This window comes from Paenibacillus selenitireducens, from assembly GCF_002021565.1.
GTDB classification, from domain to species: domain Bacteria; phylum Bacillota; class Bacilli; order Paenibacillales; family Paenibacillaceae; genus Paenibacillus_K; species Paenibacillus_K selenitireducens.
Genome location: NZ_MSZX01000022.1, coordinates 12991 through 39392, shown reverse-complemented (window position 1 = coordinate 39392; position 26402 = coordinate 12991). Strand labels below are relative to the sequence as shown.

Below are 26402 nucleotides of genomic sequence, written 5' to 3'. Positions count from 1 at the left end.
TTGTTCCAAAGTTGAATATGCTGACCGTAGACAGTAGGTGCTACAAATGCTTAATTTCCTACCGAGGTGTTATGATAAAGTCTTGTATTGAATTGCTATGCAAATTCTATTACAGTCATCATGCCTTCGTAGTTTCTACGGAGGCTTTTTTAATGCTTCGTGTAGATTTTAATAGGAGGTGTACAGATTGGCAAACGCAAAAGTTATTCAGGCGAAACAAGAAGCTGTTGAAGTAGTAACTGCAAAATTACGCGAAAGCGCTAGTACGGTTGTTGCAGATTACCGCGGATTGAACGTTTCTCAAGTAACTGAGCTTCGTAAACAACTTCGTGAAGCTGGTGTTGAATTCCAAGTGTTAAAAAACACTTTAGTACGTCGTGCGACTGCTGAAGCTAATTTGACAGATTTGGATAGTGTATTAACAGGTCCTACAGCGATCGCATTTAGTGCGGACGACGCTGTTGCTCCTGCAAAAATTCTTAACAGCTTTGCTAAGAAGAACGACGCTTTGAAAATCAAAGGCGGCGTTGTAGAAGGTCAAGTTGTTGGGGCTGAAGAGATCAAAGCTTTGGCGGAACTTCCGTCACGCGAAGGTTTGCTCTCCATGTTGCTTAGCGTACTTCAAGCTCCTGTGCGTAACTTCGCACTTGCAGTTAAAGCTGTTGCTGAAAAACAAGAAGAAACTGCTTAAATTAACGATGCACATCGCGTCATAAAACTATACTAATTAATGGAGGTTCTACCATGAGTAAAGAACAAATCTTAGAAGCGATTAAAGGTATGAACGTTTTAGAATTGAACGAATTGGTTAAAGCAATCGAAGAAGAATTTGGCGTAACAGCTGCAGCTCCTGTAGCAGTTATGGCTGGTGGAGCTGCTGACGGCGGCGCTGCTGAGCAAACAGAATTCGACGTAATTTTGACAAGCGCTGGCGCTTCCAAAATCAACGTTATCAAAGTTGTTCGTGAAGTTACAGGCCTTGGCTTGAAAGAAGCTAAAGATCTTGTTGACAACGCACCAAAAGCACTTAAAGAAAAAGTTAGCAAAGACGAAGCAGAAGCAGTTAAAGCTAAGCTTGAAGAAGCTGGCGCAGCAATCGAAGTTAAGTAATTTAACGAAAAGCCTTCCTGTTTATCAGGAAGGCTTTTTTTGCGTAGATAGGAAGAATCCTTGTACCTCTTTGTTGTCATCCCCCTAAATCCCCCTTTGAAAGGGGGACCCCAGAGGACTCGCCCTCTGGACACCCGAAAGTTTGTCGAATGAGTTTAAGATGAGGTGTGAAGTCACATTGTGCAATGAGCGCTTTCGTCCTTCGGACACGCTTCGACTTCTTGCGTATGAAAGAAAAGGCAATAAACTTGTGTGGTACAACGTTTATTTTTCGAATGGAAAGAAGCAGAAGCAAGATCATCAATAACTTTTGAGAAATGGAGGGTTTATTGTATAATACAAAACAGAACAAGAACAGGAGGACGGTTAATGTCAGAGCATTATTACTCGAACAAGCCCTCGGTGGATCATCAGAGACGTACGATCGAAGAAACATTGAGAGGGAAGAAGCTGCGTTTTGTGACGGATGCGGGTGTATTCTCGAAGGGCGGAGTTGATTATGGGAGTAAAGTTTTAATTGATTTGATGGAGATCCCAGAGAAAGCGAAGGTGCTTGATGTAGGCTGTGGTTATGGACCGATTGGCTTCTCAGCGGCCCTCTTGGCTCCGCAAGGGCATGTTACGATGGTAGATGTGAATGAGAGAGCAGTTGAGCTTGCGAAGGAGAATGCCAGCGCGAACGGAATTCATAATGTAACGATTGAACAGAGCGATCTTTTTGAGAGGGTAGTAGGTAAGTCATTCGACGTCATTCTCACAAATCCGCCGATTCGCGCCGGCAAAGAAACAGTACACCGTATTTTTACAGAGGCATACGATCATTTGAACGCAGATGGTTCGTTGTGGATTGTTATCCAGAAGAAACAAGGGGCTCCATCAGCGAGAGCGAAGCTTGAAGAGTTGTTCGGAGAAGACAATGTGGAAGAGATTGGGAAGGATAAGGGATACCGGATATTGAAATCCATAAAAAGGAAATCATAAATCCGTATTATTTATAGAAAAATGCCTATCCCTTTGTTGACTTGGTTTTTTGGGTGTGGTATCATTATAAAATGTCAGTATTAGGATGGTCTTCATGTCTTTATTGTGCTAAAATGTCAAGGAAAATTTTTCAGCGCAGTTTATGCATAGAAAATTGGCATTTGACGTATAATGTTTACATTTTGGGTAAATCTACTGGATATGAAGGTATTGCATCAGAGACGAAAGGACAATTGGAATTACGCTCTTTTTTCGAAAAATAACTTCGATAAGGGCTTTTCTTTATTTGTGCTTTTGAATCTTTTTCATAGACTTTTGAAACTGTCAGCGTAAAAAACTGTATGGCAGGATTATAAAGGATAATGGGATAGATTCGCAACGAAATTTTTAGTGAGTAGACATGAGGGGTGAGTTAAAGTTGGCAGGACAACTTGTTCAGTATGGTCGACGCACTCGGAGGAGTTATGCACGCATTAACGAGGTGCTCGAGATTCCGAACCTAATTGAAATCCAACAAAAATCATACCAATGGTTTTTGGATGAAGGTTTGCGTGAGATGTTCCAAGATATTTCGCCAATCCAAGATTTCACAGGTAATTTAGTTCTGGAATTTATCGATTACAGTCTGGGTGAACCGAAATATTCCGTAGACGAGTCAAAGGAACGTGACGTAACATATGCGGCTCCATTACGAGTCAAAGTGCGGCTGATTAACAAAGAAACCGGAGAAGTAAAAGAACAAGAAGTTTTCATGGGCGATTTTCCGCTAATGACGGAGACCGGCACGTTTATTATTAACGGCGCAGAACGGGTAATTGTCAGCCAGTTGGTTCGCTCTCCTAGCGTCTATTTTAGCACTAAAGTTGATAAAAACGCGAAGAAAACTTATACCGCAACGGTGATTCCAAACCGCGGTGCTTGGCTTGAACTTGAAACCGATGCGAAAGATATTATATATGTTCGTATTGATCGTACGCGTAAAATTCCGGTTACCGTATTACTAAGAGCATTAGGCTTTGGTACAGATGCGGAAATTCTAGATTTGCTCGGCAACGATGAATACATCCGCAACACCTTAGATAAAGACAACACCGACTCCACAGAGAAGGCGTTGATCGAGATCTACGAACGTCTACGTCCAGGTGAGCCGCCGACATTAGATAATGCGAAAAGCTTGCTTGTAGCTCGTTTCTTCGATCCGAAGCGTTATGATTTGGCGAATGTCGGTCGTTATAAAATGAATAAAAAACTTCACATCAAGAACCGTTTGTTCAACCACCGTTTAGCGGAAACGCTGGTGAGTCCTACAACGGGCGAAATCATCGCGGAAGCTGGTCAAATGATTGACCGCCGTTTGTTGGATGAAATCTTGCCTCATCTTGAGGAAAATGTGAACTATAAAACGTACCACGTAGCGAACGGGGTATTGGATGCAGATAGTATTCCACTTCAGATCGTGAACGTATTCTCACCAGAAGATGAATCGCGCGTTATTAAAGTAATTTCGAATGCGATTATCGATAAAACGGTTAAGAATATCACGCCTGCAGATATCGTGGCATCCATTAACTACTTCATTAACTTGCTGCATGGCATCGGCGACACAGACGATATTGACCACTTGGGTAACCGTCGTTTGCGTTCTGTTGGTGAATTGTTGCAGAACCAATTCCGTATCGGTCTTTCTCGTATGGAACGTGTTGTTCGTGAGAGAATGTCGATTCAAGATGCGAATGTCATTACGCCGCAAGCGTTAATTAATATTCGTCCGGTGATTGCATCCATTAAAGAGTTCTTCGGTAGCTCACAATTGTCTCAGTTTATGGATCAGACGAATCCACTTGCTGAGTTGACGCACAAACGTCGTTTGTCCGCACTAGGACCCGGCGGTTTGACGCGTGAACGCGCAGGCTTTGAGGTTCGTGACGTGCATCCATCTCACTATGGCCGTATGTGTCCAATCGAGACTCCAGAGGGACCGAACATCGGTTTGATCAACTCCTTGTCGACATTTGCCCGCATTAACGAATATGGCTTTATTGAAGCTCCATATCGTTGGGTAGATCCGAAGACAGGTAAAGTAACAGAACAAATTTCATATATGACAGCCGATGAAGAGTACAACTATGTTGTTGCTCAGGCGAATGCGGAATTGAACGAAGATAACACGTTTGCTGATGAAAGTGTTATTGTTCGTTACAACAAACAGTCGGATAACATCGTTACGATGCCGAGTGATCGCGTTGACTATATGGACGTATCTCCGAAGCAAGTTGTATCCGTCGCGACCGCGTTGATTCCGTTCTTAGAGAACGATGACTCCAACCGTGCGTTGATGGGATCGAACATGCAGCGGCAAGCCGTTCCGCTCTTGATTCCGAAAGCTCCATTGATCGGTACAGGAATGGAACACAAATCTGCAAAAGACTCGGGCGTGTGTATCGTTTCGAAGCATGATGGCGTTATCGAACGTGTATCTGCGAATGAAATTCAAGTGCGTCGCGTTGAAATTGTGGATGGTAAAGAAGTTAGAGGCGATTTGGTTAAACATAAATTGCATAAATTCATGCGTTCGAACCAAGGGACTTGCATTAACCAACGTCCATTGGCACGTAAAGGCGATATCGTCAAAAAAGGCGATATTCTTGCAGACGGTCCTTCGACAGAGCAAGGTGAATTGGCATTGGGACGTAACGTTGTTGTTGCCTTCATGACTTGGGAAGGTTACAACTACGAGGATGCGATCCTTTTGAACGAAAAACTGGTTAAAGAAGATGTATATACCTCGATCCATATTGAGGAATACGAATCGGAAGCTCGTGATACGAAGCTTGGACCAGAAGAAATCACTCGCGATATCCCGAACGTCGGGGAAGAAGCGTTGAAGAACTTGGATGAGCGCGGTATTATCCGTGTCGGTGCTGAAATCGGCGCAGGCGACATTCTCGTAGGTAAAGTAACACCTAAAGGGGTTACGGAACTTACAGCAGAAGAACGTTTGCTGCACGCGATTTTCGGTGAGAAAGCTCGTGAAGTTCGTGACACGTCCCTACGTGTACCGCATGGTACGGATGGTATCGTTGTAGACGTTAAAGTGTTTACACGTGAGAACGGTGATGAATTGCCACCAGGCGTGAATCAACTTGTCCGTGTATACATCGCACAAAAACGTAAAATCTCTGAAGGCGATAAAATGGCGGGACGTCACGGTAACAAAGGGGTTATTGCTCGTATTTTACCGGAAGAAGATATGCCGTTCTTGCCAGATGGTACGCCAGTTGAAGTTGTGTTGAACCCACTAGGGGTTCCATCGCGGATGAACATCGGTCAAGTACTCGAGGTCCACTTAGGAATGGCGGCAAAAGCGCTTGGTATCCACTGTGCTACACCGGTATTCGACGGCGCGACAGAGTATGACGTGTTCGATACGATGGAAGAAGCAGGAATGCAGCGTAATGGTAAAACTATATTGTATGACGGACGTACGGGTGAAACGTTCGAACGTGAAGTTACAGTTGGTGTCATGTACATGATCAAACTGGCGCACATGGTCGACGATAAAATCCATGCCCGTTCTACAGGACCATACTCACTCGTTACACAACAGCCATTGGGTGGTAAAGCTCAATTCGGTGGACAACGTTTCGGTGAGATGGAGGTTTGGGCGCTTGAAGCCTATGGTGCTGCTTACACATTACAAGAGATTCTTACGGTTAAGTCCGATGATATTGTCGGCCGCGTGAAGACGTATGAATCGATCGTTAAAGGTGAGAATGTTCCAGAACCGGGCGTTCCTGAATCCTTCAAAGTATTGATAAAAGAGCTTCAAAGTTTAGGTATGGATGTCAAAATCCTAACTGAGAACGAAGAAGAGATCGAAATGAAAGAAATTGATGATGAAGATGATGTAACCAGTGATAAGTTAAACCTGAACCTTGAAGGTGCAGAAGCTGGCGTTGAGTAATACAGGTTGTAATAAGCTAGGCCAAATAGTGCATGGTTAAGGAGGGTTGCTCCTTGATGGACGTAAACAATTTCGAGTTTATGAAGATTGGATTGGCATCGCCAGATAAAATTCGGTCTTGGTCCCGCGGAGAAGTAAAAAAGCCGGAAACGATTAACTATCGTACCTTAAAACCGGAAAAAGAAGGGCTGTTCTGTGAAAAGATTTTCGGCCCAACTAAAGACTGGGAATGTCATTGCGGTAAATATAAACGTGTTCGCTACAAAGGTGTAGTCTGTGACCGTTGTGGTGTAGAAGTAACGCGCGCGAAAGTGCGTCGTGAGCGTATGGGGCATATTGAGTTGGCTGCCCCTGTCTCTCACATTTGGTATTTCAAAGGGATTCCAAGCCGCATGGGTTTAGCACTCGATATGTCTCCTCGTTCGCTTGAGGAAATTATCTACTTTGCATCTTATGTTGTAACGGATCCAGGAGATACACCGCTTGAGAAGAAACAACTTCTCTCCGAGAAGGAATATCGTAGTTACCGTGAAAAATACGGCTACGGTTTCCAAGCCGGCATGGGTGCTGAAGCCGTGAAAAAACTTCTTCAAGACATCGATGTAGCAAAAGAACTAGATTTCTTGAAAGAAGAACTTCGCACAGCTCAAGGACAACGTCGTAATCGTGCGATCAAACGCCTTGAGGTTATCGAAGCATTCCGTAACTCTGGTAACCAACCAGATTGGATGATTCTTGATGTATTGCCGGTTATTCCACCGGAACTTCGCCCAATGGTTCAATTGGACGGGGGTCGCTTTGCAACATCTGACTTGAATGATTTGTACCGTCGTGTAATCAACCGGAACAACCGTTTGAAACGTCTACTCGATCTTGGTGCGCCTGATATCATCGTTCAGAATGAGAAGCGTATGCTTCAAGAAGCGGTTGATGCATTGATTGATAACGGCCGTCGCGGTCGTCCTGTAACAGGTCCGGGTAACCGTCCTTTGAAATCTCTTAGCCATATGCTAAAAGGTAAACAAGGTCGTTTCCGTCAGAACTTGCTCGGTAAACGTGTTGACTACTCTGGTCGTTCTGTTATCGTTGTAGGACCTAGCTTGAAAATGTTCCAATGTGGTCTTCCAAAAGAAATGGCACTAGAATTGTTCAAGCCTTTCGTTATGAAAGAGCTTGTGAATAAAGGTCTTGCACACAATATTAAGAGTGCGAAACGTAAAGTGGAACGCGTAAGTGCGGAAGTATGGGATGTCCTCGAAGAAGTCATCAAAGAACACCCAGTTCTTCTAAACCGTGCCCCGACGCTTCACAGACTTGGTATTCAGGCGTTTGAACCAACTTTGGTCGAAGGACGCGCAATTAAGCTGCATCCGCTCGTATGTACAGCGTATAACGCTGACTTTGACGGTGACCAAATGGCGGTTCACGTTCCATTATCAGCAGAAGCTCAAGCAGAAGCTCGTATCTTGATGCTTGCATCTGGTAACATCTTGAACCCTAAAGATGGTAAGCCAGTTGTAACGCCATCTCAGGATATGGTTCTGGGTTCCTTCTACTTGACAATGGATAACAAAGAAGCCAAAGGGTCAGGTACAATCTTCGCGAATGTGAACGAAGCTGTCTCTGCTTACCAACGCGGTTCTGCATCCTTGCATGCACGTGTGGCGATTCCTGTTAAAGCGTTGAATAAGAAAACATTTACGGATCGTCAACAAGATGCATTGATCGTGACAAACGTGGGACGGATTATCTTCAACGAGATCTTCCCAGATTCGTTCCCATACATTAACGAAGCAACAAAAACAAACCTATTCCAAGGTACGCCGGATCACTATTTCATTTATGAAAAAGGTACCGATGTTCGGGAATTCATCAATAATGTTCCGCAATCTGGTGCGGTAGGTAAAGATTACCTGGGTCAAATCATCGCGAGATGTTTTGAAACGTACCATACAACCAAAACATCCGTTATTCTGGATGCGATCAAGCAGCTTGGCTTTACGTACTCCACGAAGGCTGGTATCAGTATCGCCGTTTCCGACGTTATTGTACCGCCAGAAAAAGTACAACTGCTGAAAGAATCCGATGAAAAAGTTCGTGTAGTTACGAACCAATACCGTCGTGGTTTGATCACAACGGAAGAACGTTATGACCGTGTTATTGAAATTTGGAGTAAAACCAAAGATCAGTTGACAGACATCCTCATGAAATCAATGGATCGTTACAACTCCATTATGCTCATGGTGGATTCCAAAGCACGGGGTAACAAATCGCAGATTACCCAGCTGGGCGGTATGCGTGGTCTGATGGCCAATCCATCAGGTCGTATCATCGAGTTGCCAATCAAATCGAACTTCCGTGAGGGCCTAACGGTCTTGGAATACTTTATTTCGACGCATGGTGCGCGTAAAGGTTTGGCCGATACAGCGCTTCGTACAGCCGATTCAGGGTACTTGACTCGTCGTCTCGTTGACGTTGCCCAAGACGTAATCATCCGTGAAGACGATTGTGGAACAGATAAAGGATTTACTGTAAGCCGTATTCAAGACGGTAAAGAGATTATTGAAGATCTGTATGACCGTATTGAAGGACGTTACTCATTCGAAACAGTTAAACATCCACAAACCGGCGAGGTCATCGTTCATCGTAATGAATTGATTGATTCTGACAAAGCGGAAGAATTAATTAGTACGGGTGCGTTGATGAGATCTGACGGTATGGAAAGAATTCAAATTCGTTCCGTTCTTAGCTGCCGTGCGCGTCATGGCGTATGTAAGATTTGTTACGGACGTAACCTTGCAACAGGTAAACACGTTGAGATCGGGGAAGCGGTTGGTATTATCGCTGCTCAATCGATCGGTGAGCCGGGAACCCAGCTTACAATGCGTACGTTCCATACCGGGGGCGTTGCGGGAGACGATATTACACAAGGTTTGCCTCGTATCCAAGAGCTTTTCGAAGCACGGAATCCGAAAGGGCAAGCTATTATTACCGAAATCGATGGTGTCGTCAAAGAAATTCGCGAAACCAAAGATCGTCGTGAAATCGAAGTTCAAGGGGAAGCTGAGACGAAAGTCTATGCTGTTACTTATGGATCACGTATTCGCGTCTACGAAGGTAAAGCGATTGAAGCCGGCGATGAGTTGACAGATGGTTCGATCGATCCGAAGGAAATGCTCCGGATTAAAGGTATTCGCGGTGTGCAGAACTACATTCTGCAAGAAGTACAACGCGTATATCGTAACCAAGGGGTAGAAATCAACGATAAACACGTTGAGGTTATGATCAAACAAATGCTTCGTAAAATCCGTATTATCGATGCAGGTGAAACAACGCTCTTGCCTGGCGCATTCGTGGATATTCATGAATATGAAGCACAGAATAAAGAAGCGATCCTTGCAGATAAAGAGCCAGCGGTTGCAAAACCAGTCTTGCTCGGGATTACGAAAGCATCTCTTGAAACAGATTCCTTCCTATCTGCGGCATCTTTCCAAGAAACAACACGTGTTCTTACAGATGCAGCGATTAAAGGTAAAGTCGACCAATTGCTCGGCTTGAAGGAAAATGTAATTATCGGTAAATTGATCCCTGCAGGTACTGGTATGAACCGTTACCGTAGTGTTAAATTTGTCGAACCTGAGGCAGAAGTAACAGAAGAATCATCGTTAGAAACCGTTACAGTTGAGTAAATGATGAACGGTGCAAGAAATGTATGATTTGGAAATTAGCAAATCTCGCATTTCTTGCATCTTTTTCTTGACATTGGTCTAGCGAAATGCTAATATATCGAAGTGTGCCTGAGAGATAGTCACCTGTTCTTTTGGAGGATGAGTTTAATGTCTAATGAAAAAGGATTACAGGAAGAGAATATTCGCGTTGGCACGAAACAAACGATCCGAATGGTTGAACTCGGCAAAGCAACAGAGGTATACATCGCAGAAGATGCCGATTCGAGAGTTACATCCAAAGTTATTCTGTTATGCAAGAGTATGGATGTGAAGATTACCTACGTGGACACGATGAAGAATCTCGGCAAAGCTTGCGGGATCGATGTTGGTGCAGCGATGGTAGCCATTGTAAATGAATAGTTAAACCGATGTTTTTGTGATGCGGAAGTATTGCAAAGACATTTCATTTGTCTTTAAATGAACCACCTGGGTCTGTGGACTTATGTTGAAGGTTTATGAAGGTTAAAAATATGGGAAGGGGGTGGCAACATGCCAACAATTAACCAGCTAGTTCGTAAAGGACGTCAAGCGAAAATCACTAAGTCAAAATCCCCAGCACTTCAAAAAGGATTTAACGCACTTAAACGTGAAGAGACTGATTTGAGCGCTCCACAAAAACGTGGTGTATGTACTCGTGTAGGTACAATGACTCCGAAAAAACCGAACTCCGCGCTTCGTAAATATGCCCGTGTTCGTTTGACGAACCGTGTAGAGGTTACAGCTTATATCGGAGGTATCGGACACAACTTGCAAGAACACAGTGTCGTATTAGTACGTGGTGGACGGGTAAAAGACCTTCCAGGGGTACGTTACCATATCGTTCGCGGTGCATTGGATACTGCAGGTGTGAATAACCGTATGCAATCTCGTTCGAAATACGGTACGAAACGTCCAAAAGCTAAAAAATAATTTACGTGAGTAAATTGCGAAATTGAATTATTGGGAAAGGGGGATTACAATGCCACGCAAAGGTCCAGTTACGAAAAGAGACGTGTTGCCAGATCCGGTGTATAACAGCAAGTTAGTTACTCGCTTGATCAACCGCATCATGCTTGATGGTAAAAGAGGTGTTGCTCAAACAATTCTTTACGATGCGTTCAAGTTGATCCAAGAACGTTCCGGTAAAGATCCTATGGAAGTGTTTGAAGCAGCAATCAAAAATATTATGCCAGTTCTTGAGGTTAAAGCTCGTCGTGTTGGTGGTGCAAACTATCAAGTGCCGATCGAAGTTAAACCTGAGAGACGTACAGCTTTAGGTTTACGTTGGCTCGTGAACTACTCCCGCAATCGCGGTGAGAAAACAATGGAAGAGCGTCTAGCAGCTGAAATTCTAGATGCATCCAACAATACAGGTGCTTCCGTTAAAAAACGTGAAGACACACACAAAATGGCGGAAGCTAACAAAGCATTCGCACACTACCGCTGGTAGGATTGAAATAGCGTGGGTACTTCGGTGCCCGCGCCACTATACTAAAGATTTTGAAGGGAGACCGTTCCATGGCAAGAGAGTTCTCCTTAACTAATACCCGCAATATCGGGATCATGGCGCATATTGATGCTGGTAAGACAACTACGACTGAGCGCATTTTGTTCTATACAGGCCGTACGCACAAAATCGGTGAAGTTCACGAAGGTGCTGCGACAATGGACTGGATGGAGCAAGAGCAAGAGCGCGGAATCACGATTACTTCCGCTGCTACGACTGCTGCTTGGAAAGGTCACCGCGTTAATATCATTGATACTCCGGGTCACGTTGACTTCACTGTTGAAGTAGAACGTTCCCTTCGCGTATTAGATGGGGCAGTTGGTGTATTTAGTGCTAAAGAAGGCGTTGAGCCTCAATCCGAGACAGTTTGGAGACAAGCTGACCGTTATGGCGTTCCTCGTATTGCTTATGTCAATAAGATGGATACAACTGGCGCTGACTTTTTGAATGTTATCGAGACGATGAAAGATCGTTTGCAAGCGAATGCTGTAGCGATTCAACTTCCGATCGGTGCTGAAAATGAGTTTAAAGGTATCATCGATATTATCGAGAATGTTGCACACATCTTCAAAGATGATCTCGGTAAAGATATCGATGTTATCGAAGTGCCTGCGGAATTCAAAGACAAAGTTGAAGAACTTCGCAATGAGTTAATTGAGAAGGTTGCTGAGCTTGACGAAGAATTAACAATGAAATACCTTGAAGGTGAAGAAATTACTATCCCTGAGATCAAAGCTGCGCTTCGTAAAGGGGTTTGTGATGTTAAAATCTTCCCGGTTATTTGTGGTTCTTCTTATAGAAATAAAGGCGTTCAATTAATTTTGGATGCTGTTATTGATTTCTTGCCAGCTCCGACTGACGTTCCTGCGATCAATGGACATCTTGAAGATGGTGCTGAAGAAGTACGTCATTCTTCTGATGAAGAGCCGTTCTCAGCTCTTGCGTTTAAAATCATGACGGATCCTTACGTTGGTAAATTGACATTCTTCCGTGTGTACTCTGGTGTTCTTAGCTCCGGATCATACGTATTGAATGCAACAAAAGGCAAACGTGAGCGTATCGGTCGTATCCTTCAAATGCACGCGAATAGCCGTCAAGAGATTGACGTTGTATATTCAGGTGATATCGCTGCTGCGGTTGGTTTGAAAGATACAGGTACAGGTGATACACTATGTGATGAGAAAGCACCGATTATCTTGGAATCCATGAACTTCCCTGATCCGGTAATTCAAATCGCTGTAGAACCAAAAACCAAAGCTGACCAAGACAAAATGGGTGTTGCGCTTGGTAAATTAACAGAGGAAGATCCAACGTTAAGAGCGCACACAGATGAAGAAACTGGTCAAACAATCCTTGCTGGTATGGGTGAACTTCACCTTGATATTATCGTTGACCGTATGCGTCGCGAATTTAAAGTGGAGACTAACGTAGGTAAACCACAAGTTGCTTACCGTGAAACATTCAAATCATCAGCTAAGGTCGAAGGTAAGTTTGTTCGTCAGTCCGGTGGTCGCGGTCAATACGGTCACGTATGGGTCGAGTTCGAACCACAGGAAGCTGGAGCAGGCTCTAAATTCGAAAGTAAAGTTGTTGGTGGATCGGTTCCTCGTGAATACATTGCACCAGCACTTGCAGGTATCGAAGAAGCGATGAAGAACGGCGTACTAGCTGGCTTCCCGCTTGTTGATGTCAAAGCTACTATCTTTGATGGATCTTATCATGACGTTGACTCCAATGAGATGGCGTTTAAGATCGCGGGTTCCATGGCGCTTAAAGCGGCGAAAGAAAAATGTAACCCTATCCTTCTTGAGCCAATCATGAAAGTTGAAGTTACAGTTCCTGAAGAGTACATGGGCGACGTTATGGGTATGTTGAACTCCCGTCGTGGTCGTATCGAAGGTATGGATTCCCGTGGTGGAGCTCAAATTATCCGTGCTAAGGTACCTCTCGCTGAGATGTTCGGTTATTCCACAACTCTTCGTTCCGGTACACAAGGACGCGGCGTATTCGCAATGGAACTTTCTCACTATGAAGAAGTACCACGCAGTATCGCTGAAGAGATCGTTTCGAAAAAAGGCTAATAACTGTTTACTAACCACGTAGGTGAATGATACGTCAGACTCCTACGAGGAACAATATAATTTCCTATATATTAAGGAGGCATCGTTTCAAATGGCAAAGGCTAAGTTTGAACGTAATAAACCGCATGTTAACATCGGTACAATCGGTCACGTTGACCATGGTAAAACAACTCTTACAGCTGCAATCACAACTGTATTGTCCAAAAGATATGGCGGTGCTGCAATTGCATTCGACCAAATCGACAAAGCTCCAGAAGAGCGCGAACGCGGTATCACAATCTCAACATCACACGTTGAGTACGAAACACCTAACCGTCACTACGCACACGTAGACTGCCCAGGTCACGCCGACTATGTTAAAAACATGATCACTGGTGCTGCACAAATGGACGGAGCGATCCTAGTAGTATCCGCTTCTGACGGTCCTATGCCACAAACTCGTGAGCACATCTTGTTGTCTCGCCAAGTAGGGGTTCCTTACATCGTTGTATTTATGAACAAATGCGACATGGTTGAAGACGAAGAGTTGCTTGAGTTGGTTGAAATGGAAATTCGTGACCTTCTTAGCGAATACGAATTCCCTGGCGACGACACTCCAATCATCCGTGGTTCTGCTCGTGAAGCATTGCAAAACCCAGATGGTCCTTGGGCTGACAAAATTATCGAATTGTTCGAACAAGTCGATACTTATATCCCACAACCAGAACGTGAAACTGACAAGCCTTTCTTGATGCCTGTCGAGGACGTATTCTCGATCACAGGTCGTGGTACTGTTGCTACAGGTCGTGTAGAACGTGGTACTGTTAAAGTACAGGATGAAGTTGAAATCGTTGGTATCACTGAAGAAACTCGTAAATGCGTTGTAACAGGCGTAGAGATGTTCCGTAAATTGTTGGATTCCGCTCAAGCGGGTGACAACATCGGTGCCCTTCTTCGTGGTGTAGACCGCAATGACATCGAGCGTGGTCAAGTATTATCCAAACCAGGTTCAGTTAAACCTCATACTGAGTTCAATGCTCAAGTATACGTATTGACTAAAGAAGAGGGTGGCCGTCACAAGCCTTTCTTCACTGGTTACCGTCCACAGTTCTACTTCCGTACAACTGACGTTACAGGTATCATCAACCTTCCAGAAGGTACTGAAATGGTTATGCCTGGTGACAACATCACAGTTACTGTTAACTTGATCGCTCCAATCGCGATTGAAGAAGGTACTCGCTTCGCGATCCGCGAAGGTGGCCGTACAGTAGGTGCAGGTGCGGTTGCTACAATCATCAAATAATTCGCCTAGCGAATGTAAAAGCTCACATCTTCGGATGTGGGCTTTTTTAATTCTACTAGCATGATTAAGGATGGTAAGCGACATATTATATAGAGGAAGCATGAGATCGGGCTCGAAAAAACAACATATATATGGAAGAAAATCGGATGTAAGTTTTCATTCGATATTTTCGCTTGCAAAAGCCTATACATTTATGTATAATAGTGAATGTTGTTCTGTGACGTTGCGATGATGTGAGAGGTTGCTGACACACCCGGCCCCTTTGCCATGGGGAGTGCGTCAGAGAATTTTCACGGAGTATGTCCGATACCAAATTGGGCGATAGAAGGAGGGACTAAAATGGCAAAGCAAAAAATTCGTATTCGTTTGAAAGCTTATGATCACAGAATTCTTGATCAATCCGCAGAGAAAATCGTTGAAACGGCAAAACGTTCAGGTGCAGGTGTATCCGGACCGATTCCGCTTCCGACTGAGAAACAAATCATTACTATTCTCCGTGCGGTACACAAGTATAAGGATTCTCGGGAACAATTCGAAATGCGCACACACAAGCGTTTGATCGACATTGTTAACCCAACACCACAAACTGTGGATGCCTTAATGCGCTTGGATTTACCGTCCGGTGTAGATATCGAAATTAAATTGTAATTTAAGCTTGGAAGAATGAAAGGAAAAGAGGTGTCAACATGAAAGGTATCTTAGGTAAAAAGTTAGGAATGACTCAAGTCTTTACACCAGAAGGTAATGTAATTCCGGTTACTGTTATCGAAGCAGGTCCTTGCGTAGTTCTTCAAAAGAAAGACGTTGAGAATGACGGCTACGAAGCAATTCAAGTCGGTTTTGCTGATAAGAAAGAAAAAAATGCTAACAAACCTGAAACTGCACATGCGAAAAAAGCCAATACGGCTCCTAAGCGCTACGTTCGTGAAATTCGCGGTGTTGATTTTGCGGCATATGAAGTTGGCCAAGAATTAAAAGCTGACTTGTTCGCAGCAGGCGAGTTTGTTGACGTAACTGGTATTTCCAAAGGTAAAGGTTTCACTGGTACGATCAAACGTTGGGGACAAAGTCGTGGTCCTATGACTCACGGTTCTCGTTACCATCGCGGACCAGGTTCCATGGGTTCGATTCAAGCGAACCGTGTTCCAAAAGGTAAACACCTTCCAGGACATATGGGAGCAGAAACTGTAACAATTCAAAAATTAGAAGTTGTTCGTGTGGATACAGAACGTAACGTAATTCTCGTTAAAGGTTCCATTCCAGGTGCGAAAAACAGCTTCGTGAAAATAAAATCCACGGTGAAGAAGTAATCGCTAAAGGAAGGAGGAACTAGAAATGCCAAAAGTATCTTTATATAACGTGAGCGGAGCTCAAGTTGGTGAAATTGAATTGGCGGACACTGTGTTCGGTATTCAACCACACGTACATGCAATGCATGAAGCAGTATTGCTTCAACAAGCTGCAGTTCGTCAAGGAACTCACAAAGTTAAAGGTCGTTCTGAGGTTCGCGGCGGTGGTCGTAAACCATGGAAACAAAAAGGAACTGGACGTGCTCGTCAAGGTTCGATTCGTGCGCCACAATGGAAAGGCGGCGGTATCGTATTTGGACCAACACCGCGCAGCTACTCCTTTAAATTGCCTAAAAAGGTTCGTCGTCTAGCGATCAAATCTGCTTTGTCTTCCAAAGTATTGGAAAACCAAATCATCGTATTGGATCAACTAGCATTGAACGCACCGAAAACAAAAGATATCGTAGCTATTTTGAACAACTTGAAAGTAGAACGCAAAGCTTTAGTTGTTACACCTAGCTATGATGATAATGTTGCTCTATCTGCTCGTAACATCCCTGGTGTTAAATTCGTAGCAGCTGACGGCATTAACGTTTTGGACGTAATGGTTTATGATCAATTGATCATTACGAAAGAAGCAGTTCAGAAAGTAGAGGAGGTGTTCGCGTAATGAAGGATCCTCGCGATATTATCAAGCGCCCCGTAATCACGGAACGTACGAGCGACTATATGGCTGAAATGAAATATGCATTTGAAGTTGATATGCGTTCGAACAAAACCGAGGTTAAACAAGCGATCGAAGCTATTTTTGGCGTAAAAGTTAAAAAAGTCAACGTAATGCGCGTTCCAGCGAAACCGAAACGTTATGGACGTCACTCCGGATACACTTCTGAGTGGAAGAAAGCTATCGTATCGTTAAGCGCGGACAGCAAAGCGATTGAAATTTTTGAGCAAGCATAAGATCTATTTTTAAAGTAAGGAGGGAAACTACGTGCCAATTAAAAAGTATAAACCAACATCCCCGGCTCGACGTCATATGTCGGTATCGACATTTGAAGAGATCACAACAGATGTTCCGGAGAAATCATTGTTAGCACCACTCAGCAAAACTGCGGGTCGTAATAACATGGGTAAAATTACAGTTCGTCACCATGGTGGTGGACACAAGCGTAAATACCGTATTATTGACTTCAAACGTACTAAAGATGGAATACCAGGTCGCGTTGCTACAATCGAGTATGACCCGAACCGTACTTCCAACATTGCGTTGATCAATTATGCTGATGGTGAGAAACGTTACATCATCGCTCCAAAAGGTTTGAAAGTTGGAGACGAAATTATGTCTGGCCCAACAGCTGACATCAAAATCGGTAACGCACTTGCACTTGAAAATATTCCAGTAGGTACAGTTATCCACAACATCGAGTTACAACCTGGTAAAGGTGGACAATTAGTACGTGCTGCGGGTACTGAAGCGCAATTGCTTGGTAAAGAAGAACGTTATGTATCTGTTCGTTTGTCTTCTGGCGAAGTTCGCAAGTTGTTGAAAGTTTGCCGTGCAACAATCGGATCTGTAGGTAACGGAGATCACGAGCTAGTAAAAATCGGTAAAGCAGGTCGCTCCCGTTGGTTGGGCAAACGTCCTGAAGTCCGCGGGGTAGTAATGAACCCGAACGATCACCCTCACGGTGGTGGTGAAGGTCGTGCTCCAATCGGACGTAAATCCCCGATGTCTCCATGGGGTAAACCGACTCTTGGTTACAAAACTCGTAAGAAAAACAAAGCTTCTGATAAATATATCATTCGTCGTCGCACGAAATAATATATGTTTACCTTTAACACGTTCCGCGTAATGCGGAACGAATGGATTGGTGAAGGGAGGATTCACACATGGGTCGCAGTCTTAAAAAAGGACCATTTATCGATGGTTACTTGTTAAAGAAAGTTGAAGAAGTGGACGCTAATGGTAAGAAAGTCGTGATCAAAACTTGGTCCCGTCGCTCTACTATTTTCCCACAGTTCATCGGACACACATTTGGTGTATACGATGGCCGCAAACACGTACCGGTGTATGTAACGGAAGATATGGTTGGACATAAGCTAGGCGAATTTGCTCCAACACGTACGTACAAAGGTCATGATGACGATAAGAAAACAGGCAAACGCTAATAAGCCTTTAAATGTTTGAGAGGAGGTTACTCAATGCAAGCGAAAGCACATGCAAAGAATGTTCGTATTGCTGCTCGTAAAGTTCAACTCGTAATTGACTTGATCCGCGGCAAGAAAGCAGGCGAAGCAATCGCAATTCTTCGTCACACGCCGAAAGCTGCTTCTCCAGTAGTAGAGAAGTTGTTAAACTCGGCAATTGCTAATGCAGAACACAACTATTCGATGGACGTAAATAAATTAGTTGTTACTGAAGTGTTCGCTAACCAAGGTCCGACAATGAAACGTTTCCGCCCTCGTGCAATGGGACGTGCAAGCCGGATCAATAAGAGAACAAGCCACATTACTTTGGTGGTATCTGAGAAATAAGGAGGGATAACGTGTGGGCCAAAAGGTAAATCCTGTCGGATTACGTGTAGGTATTATTCGTGATTGGGAATCCAAATGGTATGCTGACAAAGATTTCGGTGATCTTTTGTTGGAGGATGTAAGAATCCGTGAATACCTGAAAAATAAATTGAAAGACTCTTCAGTTTCTCGTATTGAGATTGAAAGAGCGGCTAACCGTGTGAATGTAACAATCCACACAGCGAAGCCAGGTATGGTTATCGGTAAGGGTGGTTCTGAAGTTGAAGTACTTCGCACTGAGATTGCAAAAATCTCTAAAGGTAAAAAAGTACACATCAACATCAATGAAATCAAAAACCCTGAGCTTGATGCAATCTTGGTTGCAGAAAGCATTGCACAACAATTGGAGCGTCGCGTTTCTTTCCGTCGTGCATTGAAACAAGCGATCCAAAGAACTATGCGTTCTGGCGCAAAAGGAATCAAAACTGCAGTTAGCGGACGTCTTGGCGGCGCTGAGATTGCTCGTTCAGAAGGCTACAGTGAAGGAACTGTTCCACTTCATACGCTTCGCGCAGATATCGATTATGGTACAGCAGAAGCACATACAACATACGGCCGTATTGGCGTAAAAGTATGGATCTATCGTGGTGAGGTTCTTCCTGCAGCTAAGAAAAAGGCTGTTGAGGAAGGAGGAAACTAATCATGTTGGTACCTAAACGTGTAAAACATCGTAAGCAACAACGCGGTAACATGAGAGGTCGTGCTAAAGGCGGCACAGAGTTGAACTTTGGACAATACGGTTTGGTAGCTATGGAACCTACATGGATTACGAACCGCCAGATCGAAGCAGCTCGTATCGCAATGACTCGTTACATCAAACGTGGCGGTCAAGTATGGATTAAAATCTTCCCGGACAAACCAATTACGCAAAAGCCTCTAGAGGTGCGGATGGGTTCCGGTAAAGGTAACGTAGAAAAATGGGTGGCAGTAGTTAAACCAGGTAAGATCATGTTCGAACTTGCTGGTGTATCGGAAGAGATTGCTCGTGAAGCAATGCGTCTTGCGGCTCACAAACTGCCATGCAAAACTAAGTTTGTGAAACGAGAAGAATTGGGTGGTGAAGCAAATGAAAGCTAATGAACTTCGCAACTTAACCACTGCTGAAATTGAACAAAAAATTGCCGGATTTAAAGAAGAACTCTTTAACCTCCGTTTTCAATTGGCTACTGGTCAACTTGATAACCCGACTCGGATTCGTGATGTGCGTAAGGAAATAGCTCGTGCTAAAACCGTATTACGTGAAAGAGAACTTGGGATCATCAGTTAATTGAAGCTTATGTCATCAACTTCATGAGACATAACGCATTCAGGAAGGAGGCAGAATATGAGCGAAGAACGTAATGCTCGTAAAGTGCAAATCGGTAAAGTGGTAAGCGACAAAATGGAAAAAACTATTGTAGTTGCTGTTGAAACTTATAAAAAGCATGACTTGTACCACAAGCGTATTAAATACACGAAAAAATTTAAAGCGCATGATGAGAACAATCAAGCTAAAATTGGCGATACTGTGAAAATCATGGAAACTCGTCCAATTTCGAAAGATAAACGCTGGAGACTCGTTGAGATTGTTGAAGAAGCAGTAATCATCTAAGGACGGGTCATTTTCCCGAAAGGAGGAAATTCGAATGATTCAACCATTTACACGTTTGGCTGTCGCTGACAACTCTGGTGCAAAAGAATTAATGTGTATCCGTGTATTAGGTGGCACAGGACGTCGTGTCGGCCACATCGGTGACGTAATTGTATGTTCTGTAAAACAAGCAACACCAGGCGGCGTTGTCAAAAAGGGTGATGTTGTAAAAGCTGTTATCGTACGTACGAAGCGTTCTGTTCGTCGTAAAGACGGTTCTTACATCGCATTTGACGAGAATGCAGCGGTTGTTGTTAAGGACGATAAAGGACCACGCGGAACTCGTATTTTCGGACCTGTTGCTCGCGAACTTCGCGACAAAGACTTCATGAAAATCGTTTCCTTGGCTCCTGAAGTAATCTAATTCCCTCTATTAAGGGACATGAACAGATAGACTTGCTTGTTGCAAGAAACAGGAGGTGTAACTAAATGCCGAGATTAAAGAAAGTTCTCGAGTCTCATAACAATAAATTGCACGTGAAAAAAGACGACACTGTTATTGTTATTTCCGGTAAAGATAAAGGCAAAAAAGGCCGCGTTATCGCAGCATATCCTCGTGAAAACCGCGTTCTTGTGGAAGGTGTAAACATGGTCAAAAAACATGCGAAGCCATCTCAAGCGAATCCACAAGGCGGTATCATTGAGCAAGAAGCTCCAGTCCACGTTTCGAACGTCATGCACGTGGATCCGAAGAGCGGCGGCGTAACACGTATCGGATACAAAGTGTTGGATAACGGTAAAAAAGTTCGCGTTGCGAAAAAATCCGGAGAAGTTATTGACTAATCCACTTTTGATGGAAAGGAGGTCCATGTAACATGGCAGTAAGAATGAAAGAACGTTTCTTAAATGAAATTACGCCAGCGTTAATGCAAAAATTCAACTATTCGACGGTAATGCAAGTACCGAAGATTGAGAAAGTTGTTATCAACATGGGTGTGGGTGACGCAGTCTCCAACTCCAAAGTACTTGATGCAGCTGTTGCGGACATGCAATTAATCGCTGGTCAAAAACCGGTTATCACTCGCGCGAAGAAATCCATCGCTGGTTTCAAACTTCGTGAGAATATGCCAATCGGTGTGAAAGTTACCCTTCGTGGTGAGCGTATGTACTACTTCTTAGACAAATTGTTCAACGTTACACTTCCTCGTGTACGTGACTTCCGCGGTGTATCGAACAAAGCATTTGATGGTCGCGGTAACTACACGCTTGGTTTGAAAGAACAGTTGATTTTCCCAGAGATCGAGTACGATAAAGTTGATAAAGTACGTGGTATGGATATCGTTATCGTTACTACAGCAAAAACTGACGAAGAGTCCCGCGAGTTGTTAACACAACTTGGCATGCCTTTCGTAAAATAATCCTTTAGAGGATAACTTGGTGAACAAGTTTGCAGGAGGTGCAAAATTAAGTGGCAAAAACTTCGATGAAAGTTAAACAACAACGCACACCGAAATACAAAGTACGTGCTTACACACGTTGTGAGCGTTGTGGTCGTCCACATTCCGTATTACAAAAATTCAAAATTTGCCGGATTTGTTTCCGCGAATTAGCGTATAAAGGCCAGATCCCTGGCGTTAAAAAAGCAAGTTGGTAATCACCCTATAACGGGAAGGAGGTTTACACTTATGGTTATGTCAGATCCGATTGCAGATATGCTTACACGTATTCGCAATGCGAACGTAGTGCGTCATGAGACGGTTGAAATGCCTGCTTCGACTATTAAGAAGCAAATCGCTGAAATCCTTAAGCGTGAAGGCTTTATCCGTGATGCAGAATACATCGAAGATAACAAACAAGGGATTATCCGTATTTTCTTGAAATACGGCCCGAACAGTGAGCGTGTCATCACTGGCTTGAAAAGAATCAGTAAACCAGGTCTACGCGTATACACGAAGAGCAATGAAGTTCCTCGCGTATTGGGCGGACTAGGTATCGCGATTATCTCCACTTCTAAGGGAGTTATGACTGATAAAGAAGCTCGTCAATCTAAATCCGGCGGAGAAGTTGTCTGCTACGTTTGGTAATAATACCGCAAAGTTAGGAGGTGTAACACATGTCTCGTATTGGTCGCAAACCAATTACAGTACCAAGTGGCGTTGATGTCACTTTGGATAATAGCGTCATTACAGTTAAAGGACCTAAAGGAACATTAACTCGTGAATACCACAAAGATATTCAAGTATCTGTTGAGGAGAACGTGATCACGGTTGTTCGTCCTTCTGATAATAAAGTTCACCGTTCATTACACGGAACGACTCGCAGTATCATCTCTAACATGGTTAGTGGTGTAACTGAAGGATTCTCGAAATCCCTTGAGTTAGTCGGCGTAGGTTACCGTGCAAATAAATCCGGTGATAAAGTTGTTCTTAACGTTGGTTACTCTCACCCAGTTGAGATTACACCAGAAGCTGGCATCGAGTTCGAAGTTCCATCCAACACGAAAATTATCGTTAAAGGGATCGACAAAGAGCGCGTAGGTGCTTATGCTGCGAAAATCCGTTCCGTTCGTGAACCAGAACCTTACAAAGGTAAAGGTATTAAGTACGAAGGTGAACGTATTATCCGTAAAGAAGGTAAAGCTGGTAAGAAGAAATAAGATCCATGATCTTTTACGTGTAGCTTAGACAACCATCCTGGTTGATTGGCAGACAGAAGGGAGTGAAACAAAGGCATGATTACCAAAGCAGATAAAAACAAAGCTCGTTTGAAAAGACACCTTCGTGTTCGTAAAAAAATTGAAGGAACTACAGCGCGTCCTCGTTTGAGCGTTTTCCGTTCGGCAAAACATGTGTACGCACAATTGATCGATGATGTAACTGGAAAAACTGTTGCTGCAGCTTCCACAATGGATAAAGAATTACAAGGTCAAATCGGTAACGGCGGTAACGTTGAAGCAGCTCGCAAAGTTGGCGAATTAGTCGCTAAACGTGCGAAAGAAGCTGGACATGTGCAAGTTGTTTTCGATCGTGGCGGTTATTTGTATCATGGACGGATTCAAGCATTAGCTGACGCAGCTCGCGAAGCAGGTCTTGAATTCTAATCAATAAATAAGGAGGTAAACGACTTGCGTGTAGATCCGAACACTTTAGAACTAACTGAAAAAGTTGTAAATATTAATCGCGTAGCGAAAGTTGTAAAAGGCGGACGCCGTTTCAGCTTTAGTGCGCTAGTAGTTGTCGGCGACGGCAAAGGTTGGGTTGGCGCTGGAATCGGTAAAGCTTCTGAAGTACCTGATGCGATTCGCAAAGGTATCGAAGATGCTAAGAAAAACCTGATCCATGTTCCTTTCGTAGGAACAACCATTCCTCACCTTGTTAACGGTAAATTCGGTGCAGGCCATGTGCTTTTGAAACCAGCATCTGAAGGTACTGGAGTTATTGCAGGCGGACCGGTTCGTGCGGTTCTTGAGCTTGCTGGTGTAGGCGATATTTTAACAAAATCCTTAGGTTCTTCGAACTCCATGAACATGGTGAATGCAACACTTGAAGGCTTGTCTCGTCTGAAACGTGCTGAAGATGTTGCTAAATTGCGCGGTAAAACCGTAGAAGAACTGTTAGGTTAAGGAGGGATTCACGTTGGCTAAATTACAAGTTACCCTCGTACGCAGTTTGATCGGTCGTCCGGAAACACAACGTAAAACTGTCAACAGTCTAGGTTTGCGTAAAATCAACCAAACTGTTGTTCATAACGATAGCCCGGCGATTCGTGGAATGGTTAACCAAGTTAGCCATTTGATTTCTGTTACAGAAGTCGAAGCTTAAGATATAATTTTGCTGTAGAAATATGAAGGAGGTGCAACGAACGATGAAGTTACATGAGCTTGTTTCTTCTCCAGGTTCCCGCAAAGAACGTAAACGCGTAGGTCGCGGTACTTCGAGCGGTACGGGTAAGACATCTGGTCGTGGTCATAAAGGTCAAAACTCTCGCTCCGGCGGTGGCGTACGTCCTGGCTTCGAGGGTGGACAAAACCCACTATATCGTCGCTTGCCTAAACGCGGCTTTAACAACCCTACTCGTAAAGAGTTTGCGATCGTGAACATCGAGGAACTTAACAACTTTGCAGAAGGTACTGAAGTAACTCCAGAAGTCCTTATGGAAAGCGGTATTGTTAAAAATCCTATGGCTGGAATTAAGGTTCTAGGAAACGGTGAAGTTACTGTAAAACTCACTGTTAAAGCAAATAAGTTCTCTCAATCTGCGGTAGAGAAAATCGAGGCTGCCGGCGGTAAAACCGAGGTGATCTAATGTTTAAAACGCTGTCCAATATATGGCGAGTGGTAGACCTTAGAAAAAAAATCTTGTTTACTTTAATGATTTTGATCGTTTATCGCATCGGTGCTTTTATTCCAGTTCCTGGTGTAGATAAATCGGTTTTTACAATGACTAACCAACAGGGTGCGGATTTGTTCGGCTTGCTGAACACGTTCTCTGGTGGCGCATTGTTTCACTTTTCTATCTTTGCTCTCGGGATTATGCCATATATCACAGCATCCATCATCGTACAGTTACTGTCGATGGATGTCATTCCGAAATTTGCGGAATGGGCCAAAGAAGGCGAGCTTGGTAAACGTAAACTCGCGCAAATCACTCGTTATGGTACCGTAATACTTGGTCTGATCCAAGCATACGGTACAGCAATCGGGTTTAACCGGTTGTACAGCTACAAAATGGTTCCTGATGCAACCTTGGTCACTTATCTAGTTATTGCCATTGTTTTGACAGCCGGTGTTTCCTTCCTAATGTGGCTCGGTGAGCAGATTACGGAAAAGGGTATCGGTAATGGGATATCAATTCTGATCTTCGCGGGTATCGTCGCAAGATTTCCAGAAATGATGCGCGAAATTTACACAGCAGAGTTTTCAGATGCTACTGCGAACCTATTCTATAGTTTTGCAAAAGTTATTTTGATTTTGCTTGTAATCCTCGTGGTTATTGTGGGTGTTATTTATATCCAACAAGGTGTGCGTAAAATTCCAGTACAATATGCGAAGCGTGTTGTAGGGAACAAAATGTACGGCGGACAAAATACACACATTCCATTAAAAGTGAATGGCGCAGGGGTTATTCCGGTAATCTTCGCATCCTCGCTTCTAATGTTCCCAGTTACAATAGCGCAATTCTGGGCAGATAAAGCTTGGTCGCAATGGACGATTCAGAACTTTTCGCATGACAAACCGCTCGGTATGGTGTTGTATGTCCTAATGATCATCGGATTTACGTTCTTCTATACATTTGTACAGATTAATCCGGTTCAGATGGCAGACCAAATGAAAAAGAACGGTGGATACATTCCTGGTATCCGACCAGGTAAACCGACTTCATCGTACTTGACGAAAGTCATGTCGAGAATTACGTTATCTGGTGCGATCTTCTTGGCGGCAGTTTCGATTCTTCCTGTATTTTTCGGAGCACTGGCTGGATTGCCTAAATCCGTACAAATCGGGGGTACATCCCTACTGATCGTTATTGGGGTTGCTTTGGATACGATGAAGCAAATCGAAAGCCAATTAATGAAACGCCATTACAAAGGTTTCATTAACAAATAGTCAATAGGTTCCGACTCGAGGCCCTTTCCGGAACTCGATTAGGCACCTATTGTGCTGTTTCTTCGTTAAGAGGAGGAGGATATTCAATGAACATTCTTTTCATGGGGCCTCCTGGGGCAGGAAAAGGAACGCAGGCTGAACGTATTGTCAATGAATTCGGTGTTCCCCACATTTCGACAGGCGATGCATTTCGTTTGGCGATGAAGCAAGGTACTCCAATTGGTATCAAAGCCAAAGAATATATTGATCAAGGTTTGCTTGTACCCGATGATGTGACGATTGGAATCGTTCGTGAAAGGCTGCAACAAGAGGATTGTGAGAAAGGTTTCCTACTAGATGGGTTTCCTAGAACACTTTCTCAAGCTGAAGCTTTGGATGATATCTTAACGTCGATGAATCGTAAACTCGATCATGTCATTGACCTTAAGGTAGATCGGGATTTGCTGTTGGCACGCCTAACAGGTCGTCGCATCTGCAAATCATGCGGAGCTACCTACCATGTTATTTTCAATCCGCCACAACAAGAAGGAGTATGCGATAAATGCTCCGGTGAATTGTACCAACGTTCGGACGACTCGGAAGAAAAAGTGGGTACGCGTCTTGATGAGTATATCAACAAAACGGCACCGTTATTAGCTTACTATGAAGCTAAAGGGTTGCTTCGCCAAGTGGATGGGGAGAAAGAAATTGATACGGTATCGAAGGAAATCGTATCATTACTGAGGGGTTAG

The 26402-nt window shown here is 43.8% G+C and carries 33 protein-coding genes and 1 other annotated feature; all 33 genes read left to right on the top strand.

The features are described from left to right. The first annotated feature begins 6 nt into the window (after nucleotides 1–6). Nucleotides 7–160: a sequence feature (ribosomal protein L10 leader region), on the top strand. Between the two features lie 27 nt (nucleotides 161–187). Further along, nucleotides 188–691, top strand: coding sequence for a 50S ribosomal protein L10 (gene rplJ / locus BVG16_RS30440; protein WP_078502960.1), 504 nt, complete (start codon nucleotides 188–190; stop codon nucleotides 689–691). 53 nt (nucleotides 692–744) lie between these two features. Next, nucleotides 745–1110: a 50S ribosomal protein L7/L12 gene (gene rplL, locus BVG16_RS30435; protein WP_078502959.1), complete on the top strand. Its 366-nt coding sequence runs from the start codon at nucleotides 745–747 to the stop codon at nucleotides 1108–1110. A gap of 369 nt (nucleotides 1111–1479) precedes the next feature. Then, nucleotides 1480–2091, top strand: coding sequence for a class I SAM-dependent methyltransferase (locus BVG16_RS30430; protein WP_078502958.1), 612 nt, complete (start codon nucleotides 1480–1482; stop codon nucleotides 2089–2091). A 418-nt stretch (nucleotides 2092–2509) separates the two neighbouring features. Then, nucleotides 2510–6055: a DNA-directed RNA polymerase subunit beta gene (gene rpoB / locus BVG16_RS30425; protein WP_078502957.1), complete on the top strand. Its 3546-nt coding sequence runs from the start codon at nucleotides 2510–2512 to the stop codon at nucleotides 6053–6055. Nucleotides 6056–6087: 32 nt separating this feature from the next. After that, nucleotides 6088–9744, top strand: coding sequence for a DNA-directed RNA polymerase subunit beta' (gene rpoC / locus BVG16_RS30420; protein ID WP_408635403.1), 3657 nt, complete (start codon nucleotides 6088–6090; stop codon nucleotides 9742–9744). A gap of 147 nt (nucleotides 9745–9891) precedes the next feature. After that, on the top strand, nucleotides 9892–10143 hold the full coding sequence (locus BVG16_RS30415; RefSeq protein ID WP_078502955.1) for a ribosomal L7Ae/L30e/S12e/Gadd45 family protein: 252 nt from the start codon (nucleotides 9892–9894) through the stop codon (nucleotides 10141–10143). A 129-nt stretch (nucleotides 10144–10272) separates the two neighbouring features. Next, a complete protein-coding gene (rpsL, locus tag BVG16_RS30410) occupies nucleotides 10273–10692 on the top strand; it encodes a 30S ribosomal protein S12 (protein WP_078502954.1) in 420 nt (139 codons plus the stop codon). Between the two features lie 49 nt (nucleotides 10693–10741). Beyond that, a complete protein-coding gene (rpsG, locus tag BVG16_RS30405; protein ID WP_018759715.1) occupies nucleotides 10742–11212 on the top strand; it encodes a 30S ribosomal protein S7 in 471 nt (156 codons plus the stop codon). A 68-nt stretch (nucleotides 11213–11280) separates the two neighbouring features. Continuing rightward, a complete protein-coding gene (gene fusA / locus BVG16_RS30400) occupies nucleotides 11281–13350 on the top strand; it encodes an elongation factor G (protein WP_078502953.1) in 2070 nt (689 codons plus the stop codon). A 91-nt stretch (nucleotides 13351–13441) separates the two neighbouring features. Next, complete coding sequence (tuf, locus tag BVG16_RS30395) at nucleotides 13442–14632, top strand: elongation factor Tu (protein WP_078502952.1); 1191 nt, start codon at nucleotides 13442–13444, stop codon at nucleotides 14630–14632. A 339-nt stretch (nucleotides 14633–14971) separates the two neighbouring features. After that, complete coding sequence (gene rpsJ, locus BVG16_RS30390) at nucleotides 14972–15280, top strand: 30S ribosomal protein S10 (protein WP_005544556.1); 309 nt, start codon at nucleotides 14972–14974, stop codon at nucleotides 15278–15280. A gap of 38 nt (nucleotides 15281–15318) precedes the next feature. Further along, complete coding sequence (gene rplC / locus BVG16_RS30385; RefSeq protein WP_078502951.1) at nucleotides 15319–15942, top strand: 50S ribosomal protein L3; 624 nt, start codon at nucleotides 15319–15321, stop codon at nucleotides 15940–15942. A gap of 25 nt (nucleotides 15943–15967) precedes the next feature. After that, a complete protein-coding gene (gene rplD, locus BVG16_RS30380) occupies nucleotides 15968–16591 on the top strand; it encodes a 50S ribosomal protein L4 (protein ID WP_078502950.1) in 624 nt (207 codons plus the stop codon). Further along, nucleotides 16591–16881: a 50S ribosomal protein L23 gene (gene rplW / locus BVG16_RS30375; protein ID WP_078502949.1), complete on the top strand. Its 291-nt coding sequence runs from the start codon at nucleotides 16591–16593 to the stop codon at nucleotides 16879–16881. Before rplD ends, rplW begins: the two co-directional genes overlap by 1 nt. Before the next feature lie 31 nt (nucleotides 16882–16912). After that, nucleotides 16913–17743, top strand: coding sequence for a 50S ribosomal protein L2 (rplB, locus tag BVG16_RS30370; protein WP_078502948.1), 831 nt, complete (start codon nucleotides 16913–16915; stop codon nucleotides 17741–17743). A 68-nt stretch (nucleotides 17744–17811) separates the two neighbouring features. Further along, nucleotides 17812–18090, top strand: a complete 279-nt coding sequence (gene rpsS, locus BVG16_RS30365) for a 30S ribosomal protein S19 (RefSeq protein ID WP_078502947.1) — start codon at nucleotides 17812–17814, stop codon at nucleotides 18088–18090. A gap of 33 nt (nucleotides 18091–18123) precedes the next feature. Continuing rightward, on the top strand, nucleotides 18124–18456 hold the full coding sequence (gene rplV, locus BVG16_RS30360) for a 50S ribosomal protein L22 (RefSeq protein ID WP_078502946.1): 333 nt from the start codon (nucleotides 18124–18126) through the stop codon (nucleotides 18454–18456). Nucleotides 18457–18469: 13 nt separating this feature from the next. Further along, entirely contained in the window at nucleotides 18470–19135 is a 666-nt protein-coding gene (gene rpsC / locus BVG16_RS30355) for a 30S ribosomal protein S3 (RefSeq protein ID WP_078502945.1), read from the top strand. A 2-nt stretch (nucleotides 19136–19137) separates the two neighbouring features. Continuing rightward, nucleotides 19138–19572: a 50S ribosomal protein L16 gene (gene rplP, locus BVG16_RS30350; RefSeq protein WP_018759705.1), complete on the top strand. Its 435-nt coding sequence runs from the start codon at nucleotides 19138–19140 to the stop codon at nucleotides 19570–19572. Further along, a complete protein-coding gene (rpmC, locus tag BVG16_RS30345) occupies nucleotides 19562–19762 on the top strand; it encodes a 50S ribosomal protein L29 (protein WP_018759704.1) in 201 nt (66 codons plus the stop codon). The genes rplP and rpmC overlap by 11 nt, the downstream gene beginning before the upstream one ends. Nucleotides 19763–19819: 57 nt before the next feature. Then, nucleotides 19820–20086 (top strand): 30S ribosomal protein S17, encoded by a 267-nt coding sequence (gene rpsQ / locus BVG16_RS30340; RefSeq protein ID WP_078502944.1) that lies wholly within the window; start codon nucleotides 19820–19822, stop codon nucleotides 20084–20086. Between the two features lie 34 nt (nucleotides 20087–20120). After that, complete coding sequence (gene rplN / locus BVG16_RS30335; RefSeq protein WP_018759702.1) at nucleotides 20121–20489, top strand: 50S ribosomal protein L14; 369 nt, start codon at nucleotides 20121–20123, stop codon at nucleotides 20487–20489. A 65-nt stretch (nucleotides 20490–20554) separates the two neighbouring features. Continuing rightward, the gene (rplX, locus tag BVG16_RS30330) at nucleotides 20555–20908 is read left to right on the top strand and encodes a 50S ribosomal protein L24 (RefSeq protein WP_078502943.1); all 354 of its coding nucleotides are present in this window, start codon (nucleotides 20555–20557) and stop codon (nucleotides 20906–20908) included. 32 nt (nucleotides 20909–20940) lie between these two features. Next, nucleotides 20941–21483 (top strand): 50S ribosomal protein L5, encoded by a 543-nt coding sequence (gene rplE / locus BVG16_RS30325; RefSeq protein ID WP_078502942.1) that lies wholly within the window; start codon nucleotides 20941–20943, stop codon nucleotides 21481–21483. 50 nt (nucleotides 21484–21533) lie between these two features. Then, the gene (locus tag BVG16_RS30320; RefSeq protein WP_074961883.1) at nucleotides 21534–21719 is read left to right on the top strand and encodes a type Z 30S ribosomal protein S14; all 186 of its coding nucleotides are present in this window, start codon (nucleotides 21534–21536) and stop codon (nucleotides 21717–21719) included. A gap of 31 nt (nucleotides 21720–21750) precedes the next feature. Then, on the top strand, nucleotides 21751–22149 hold the full coding sequence (gene rpsH / locus BVG16_RS30315) for a 30S ribosomal protein S8 (RefSeq protein ID WP_078502941.1): 399 nt from the start codon (nucleotides 21751–21753) through the stop codon (nucleotides 22147–22149). A gap of 29 nt (nucleotides 22150–22178) precedes the next feature. Continuing rightward, entirely contained in the window at nucleotides 22179–22721 is a 543-nt protein-coding gene (gene rplF / locus BVG16_RS30310; RefSeq protein ID WP_078502940.1) for a 50S ribosomal protein L6, read from the top strand. Nucleotides 22722–22796: 75 nt separating this feature from the next. Then, a complete protein-coding gene (gene rplR / locus BVG16_RS30305) occupies nucleotides 22797–23165 on the top strand; it encodes a 50S ribosomal protein L18 (protein ID WP_078502939.1) in 369 nt (122 codons plus the stop codon). Nucleotides 23166–23189: 24 nt separating this feature from the next. Continuing rightward, nucleotides 23190–23687 carry a 30S ribosomal protein S5 gene (gene rpsE, locus BVG16_RS30300; RefSeq protein ID WP_018759696.1) on the top strand — a complete coding sequence of 166 codons (498 nt, stop codon included), beginning with the start codon at nucleotides 23190–23192 and terminating at the stop codon, nucleotides 23685–23687. A 13-nt stretch (nucleotides 23688–23700) separates the two neighbouring features. Continuing rightward, entirely contained in the window at nucleotides 23701–23886 is a 186-nt protein-coding gene (gene rpmD, locus BVG16_RS30295) for a 50S ribosomal protein L30 (protein ID WP_078502938.1), read from the top strand. Nucleotides 23887–23929: 43 nt separating this feature from the next. Then, on the top strand, nucleotides 23930–24370 hold the full coding sequence (rplO, locus tag BVG16_RS30290) for a 50S ribosomal protein L15 (protein WP_078502937.1): 441 nt from the start codon (nucleotides 23930–23932) through the stop codon (nucleotides 24368–24370). Beyond that, complete coding sequence (secY, locus tag BVG16_RS30285) at nucleotides 24370–25671, top strand: preprotein translocase subunit SecY (protein ID WP_078502936.1); 1302 nt, start codon at nucleotides 24370–24372, stop codon at nucleotides 25669–25671. The genes rplO and secY overlap by 1 nt, the downstream gene beginning before the upstream one ends. Before the next feature lie 86 nt (nucleotides 25672–25757). Continuing rightward, entirely contained in the window at nucleotides 25758–26402 is a 645-nt protein-coding gene (locus BVG16_RS30280) for an adenylate kinase (protein WP_078502935.1), read from the top strand.

Coding starts and splice junctions, on each gene's coding strand:
- rplR (WP_078502939.1), top strand. CDS start 22,797: ATGATTACCAAAGCAGATAAAAACAAAGCTCGTTTGAAAAGACACCTT.
- rplL (WP_078502959.1), top strand. CDS start 745: ATGAGTAAAGAACAAATCTTAGAAGCGATTAAAGGTATGAACGTTTTA.
- rplO (WP_078502937.1), top strand. CDS start 23,930: ATGAAGTTACATGAGCTTGTTTCTTCTCCAGGTTCCCGCAAAGAACGT.
- rpsS (WP_078502947.1), top strand. CDS start 17,812: ATGGGTCGCAGTCTTAAAAAAGGACCATTTATCGATGGTTACTTGTTA.
- rpsH (WP_078502941.1), top strand. CDS start 21,751: ATGGTTATGTCAGATCCGATTGCAGATATGCTTACACGTATTCGCAAT.
- tuf (WP_078502952.1), top strand. CDS start 13,442: ATGGCAAAGGCTAAGTTTGAACGTAATAAACCGCATGTTAACATCGGT.
- rplX (WP_078502943.1), top strand. CDS start 20,555: ATGCCGAGATTAAAGAAAGTTCTCGAGTCTCATAACAATAAATTGCAC.
- rplC (WP_078502951.1), top strand. CDS start 15,319: ATGAAAGGTATCTTAGGTAAAAAGTTAGGAATGACTCAAGTCTTTACA.
- fusA (WP_078502953.1), top strand. CDS start 11,281: ATGGCAAGAGAGTTCTCCTTAACTAATACCCGCAATATCGGGATCATG.
- BVG16_RS30415 (WP_078502955.1), top strand. CDS start 9,892: ATGTCTAATGAAAAAGGATTACAGGAAGAGAATATTCGCGTTGGCACG.
- rplV (WP_078502946.1), top strand. CDS start 18,124: ATGCAAGCGAAAGCACATGCAAAGAATGTTCGTATTGCTGCTCGTAAA.
- rplW (WP_078502949.1), top strand. CDS start 16,591: ATGAAGGATCCTCGCGATATTATCAAGCGCCCCGTAATCACGGAACGT.
- BVG16_RS30280 (WP_078502935.1), top strand. CDS start 25,758: ATGAACATTCTTTTCATGGGGCCTCCTGGGGCAGGAAAAGGAACGCAG.
- rpsQ (WP_078502944.1), top strand. CDS start 19,820: ATGAGCGAAGAACGTAATGCTCGTAAAGTGCAAATCGGTAAAGTGGTA.
- rplN (WP_018759702.1), top strand. CDS start 20,121: ATGATTCAACCATTTACACGTTTGGCTGTCGCTGACAACTCTGGTGCA.
- rpsG (WP_018759715.1), top strand. CDS start 10,742: ATGCCACGCAAAGGTCCAGTTACGAAAAGAGACGTGTTGCCAGATCCG.
- rplP (WP_018759705.1), top strand. CDS start 19,138: ATGTTGGTACCTAAACGTGTAAAACATCGTAAGCAACAACGCGGTAAC.
- rplE (WP_078502942.1), top strand. CDS start 20,941: ATGGCAGTAAGAATGAAAGAACGTTTCTTAAATGAAATTACGCCAGCG.
- BVG16_RS30430 (WP_078502958.1), top strand. CDS start 1,480: ATGTCAGAGCATTATTACTCGAACAAGCCCTCGGTGGATCATCAGAGA.
- rpsL (WP_078502954.1), top strand. CDS start 10,273: ATGCCAACAATTAACCAGCTAGTTCGTAAAGGACGTCAAGCGAAAATC.
- rplF (WP_078502940.1), top strand. CDS start 22,179: ATGTCTCGTATTGGTCGCAAACCAATTACAGTACCAAGTGGCGTTGAT.
- rpoC (WP_408635403.1), top strand. CDS start 6,088: ATGGTTAAGGAGGGTTGCTCCTTGATGGACGTAAACAATTTCGAGTTT.
- rpsJ (WP_005544556.1), top strand. CDS start 14,972: ATGGCAAAGCAAAAAATTCGTATTCGTTTGAAAGCTTATGATCACAGA.
- rplD (WP_078502950.1), top strand. CDS start 15,968: ATGCCAAAAGTATCTTTATATAACGTGAGCGGAGCTCAAGTTGGTGAA.
- rpmC (WP_018759704.1), top strand. CDS start 19,562: ATGAAAGCTAATGAACTTCGCAACTTAACCACTGCTGAAATTGAACAA.
- secY (WP_078502936.1), top strand. CDS start 24,370: ATGTTTAAAACGCTGTCCAATATATGGCGAGTGGTAGACCTTAGAAAA.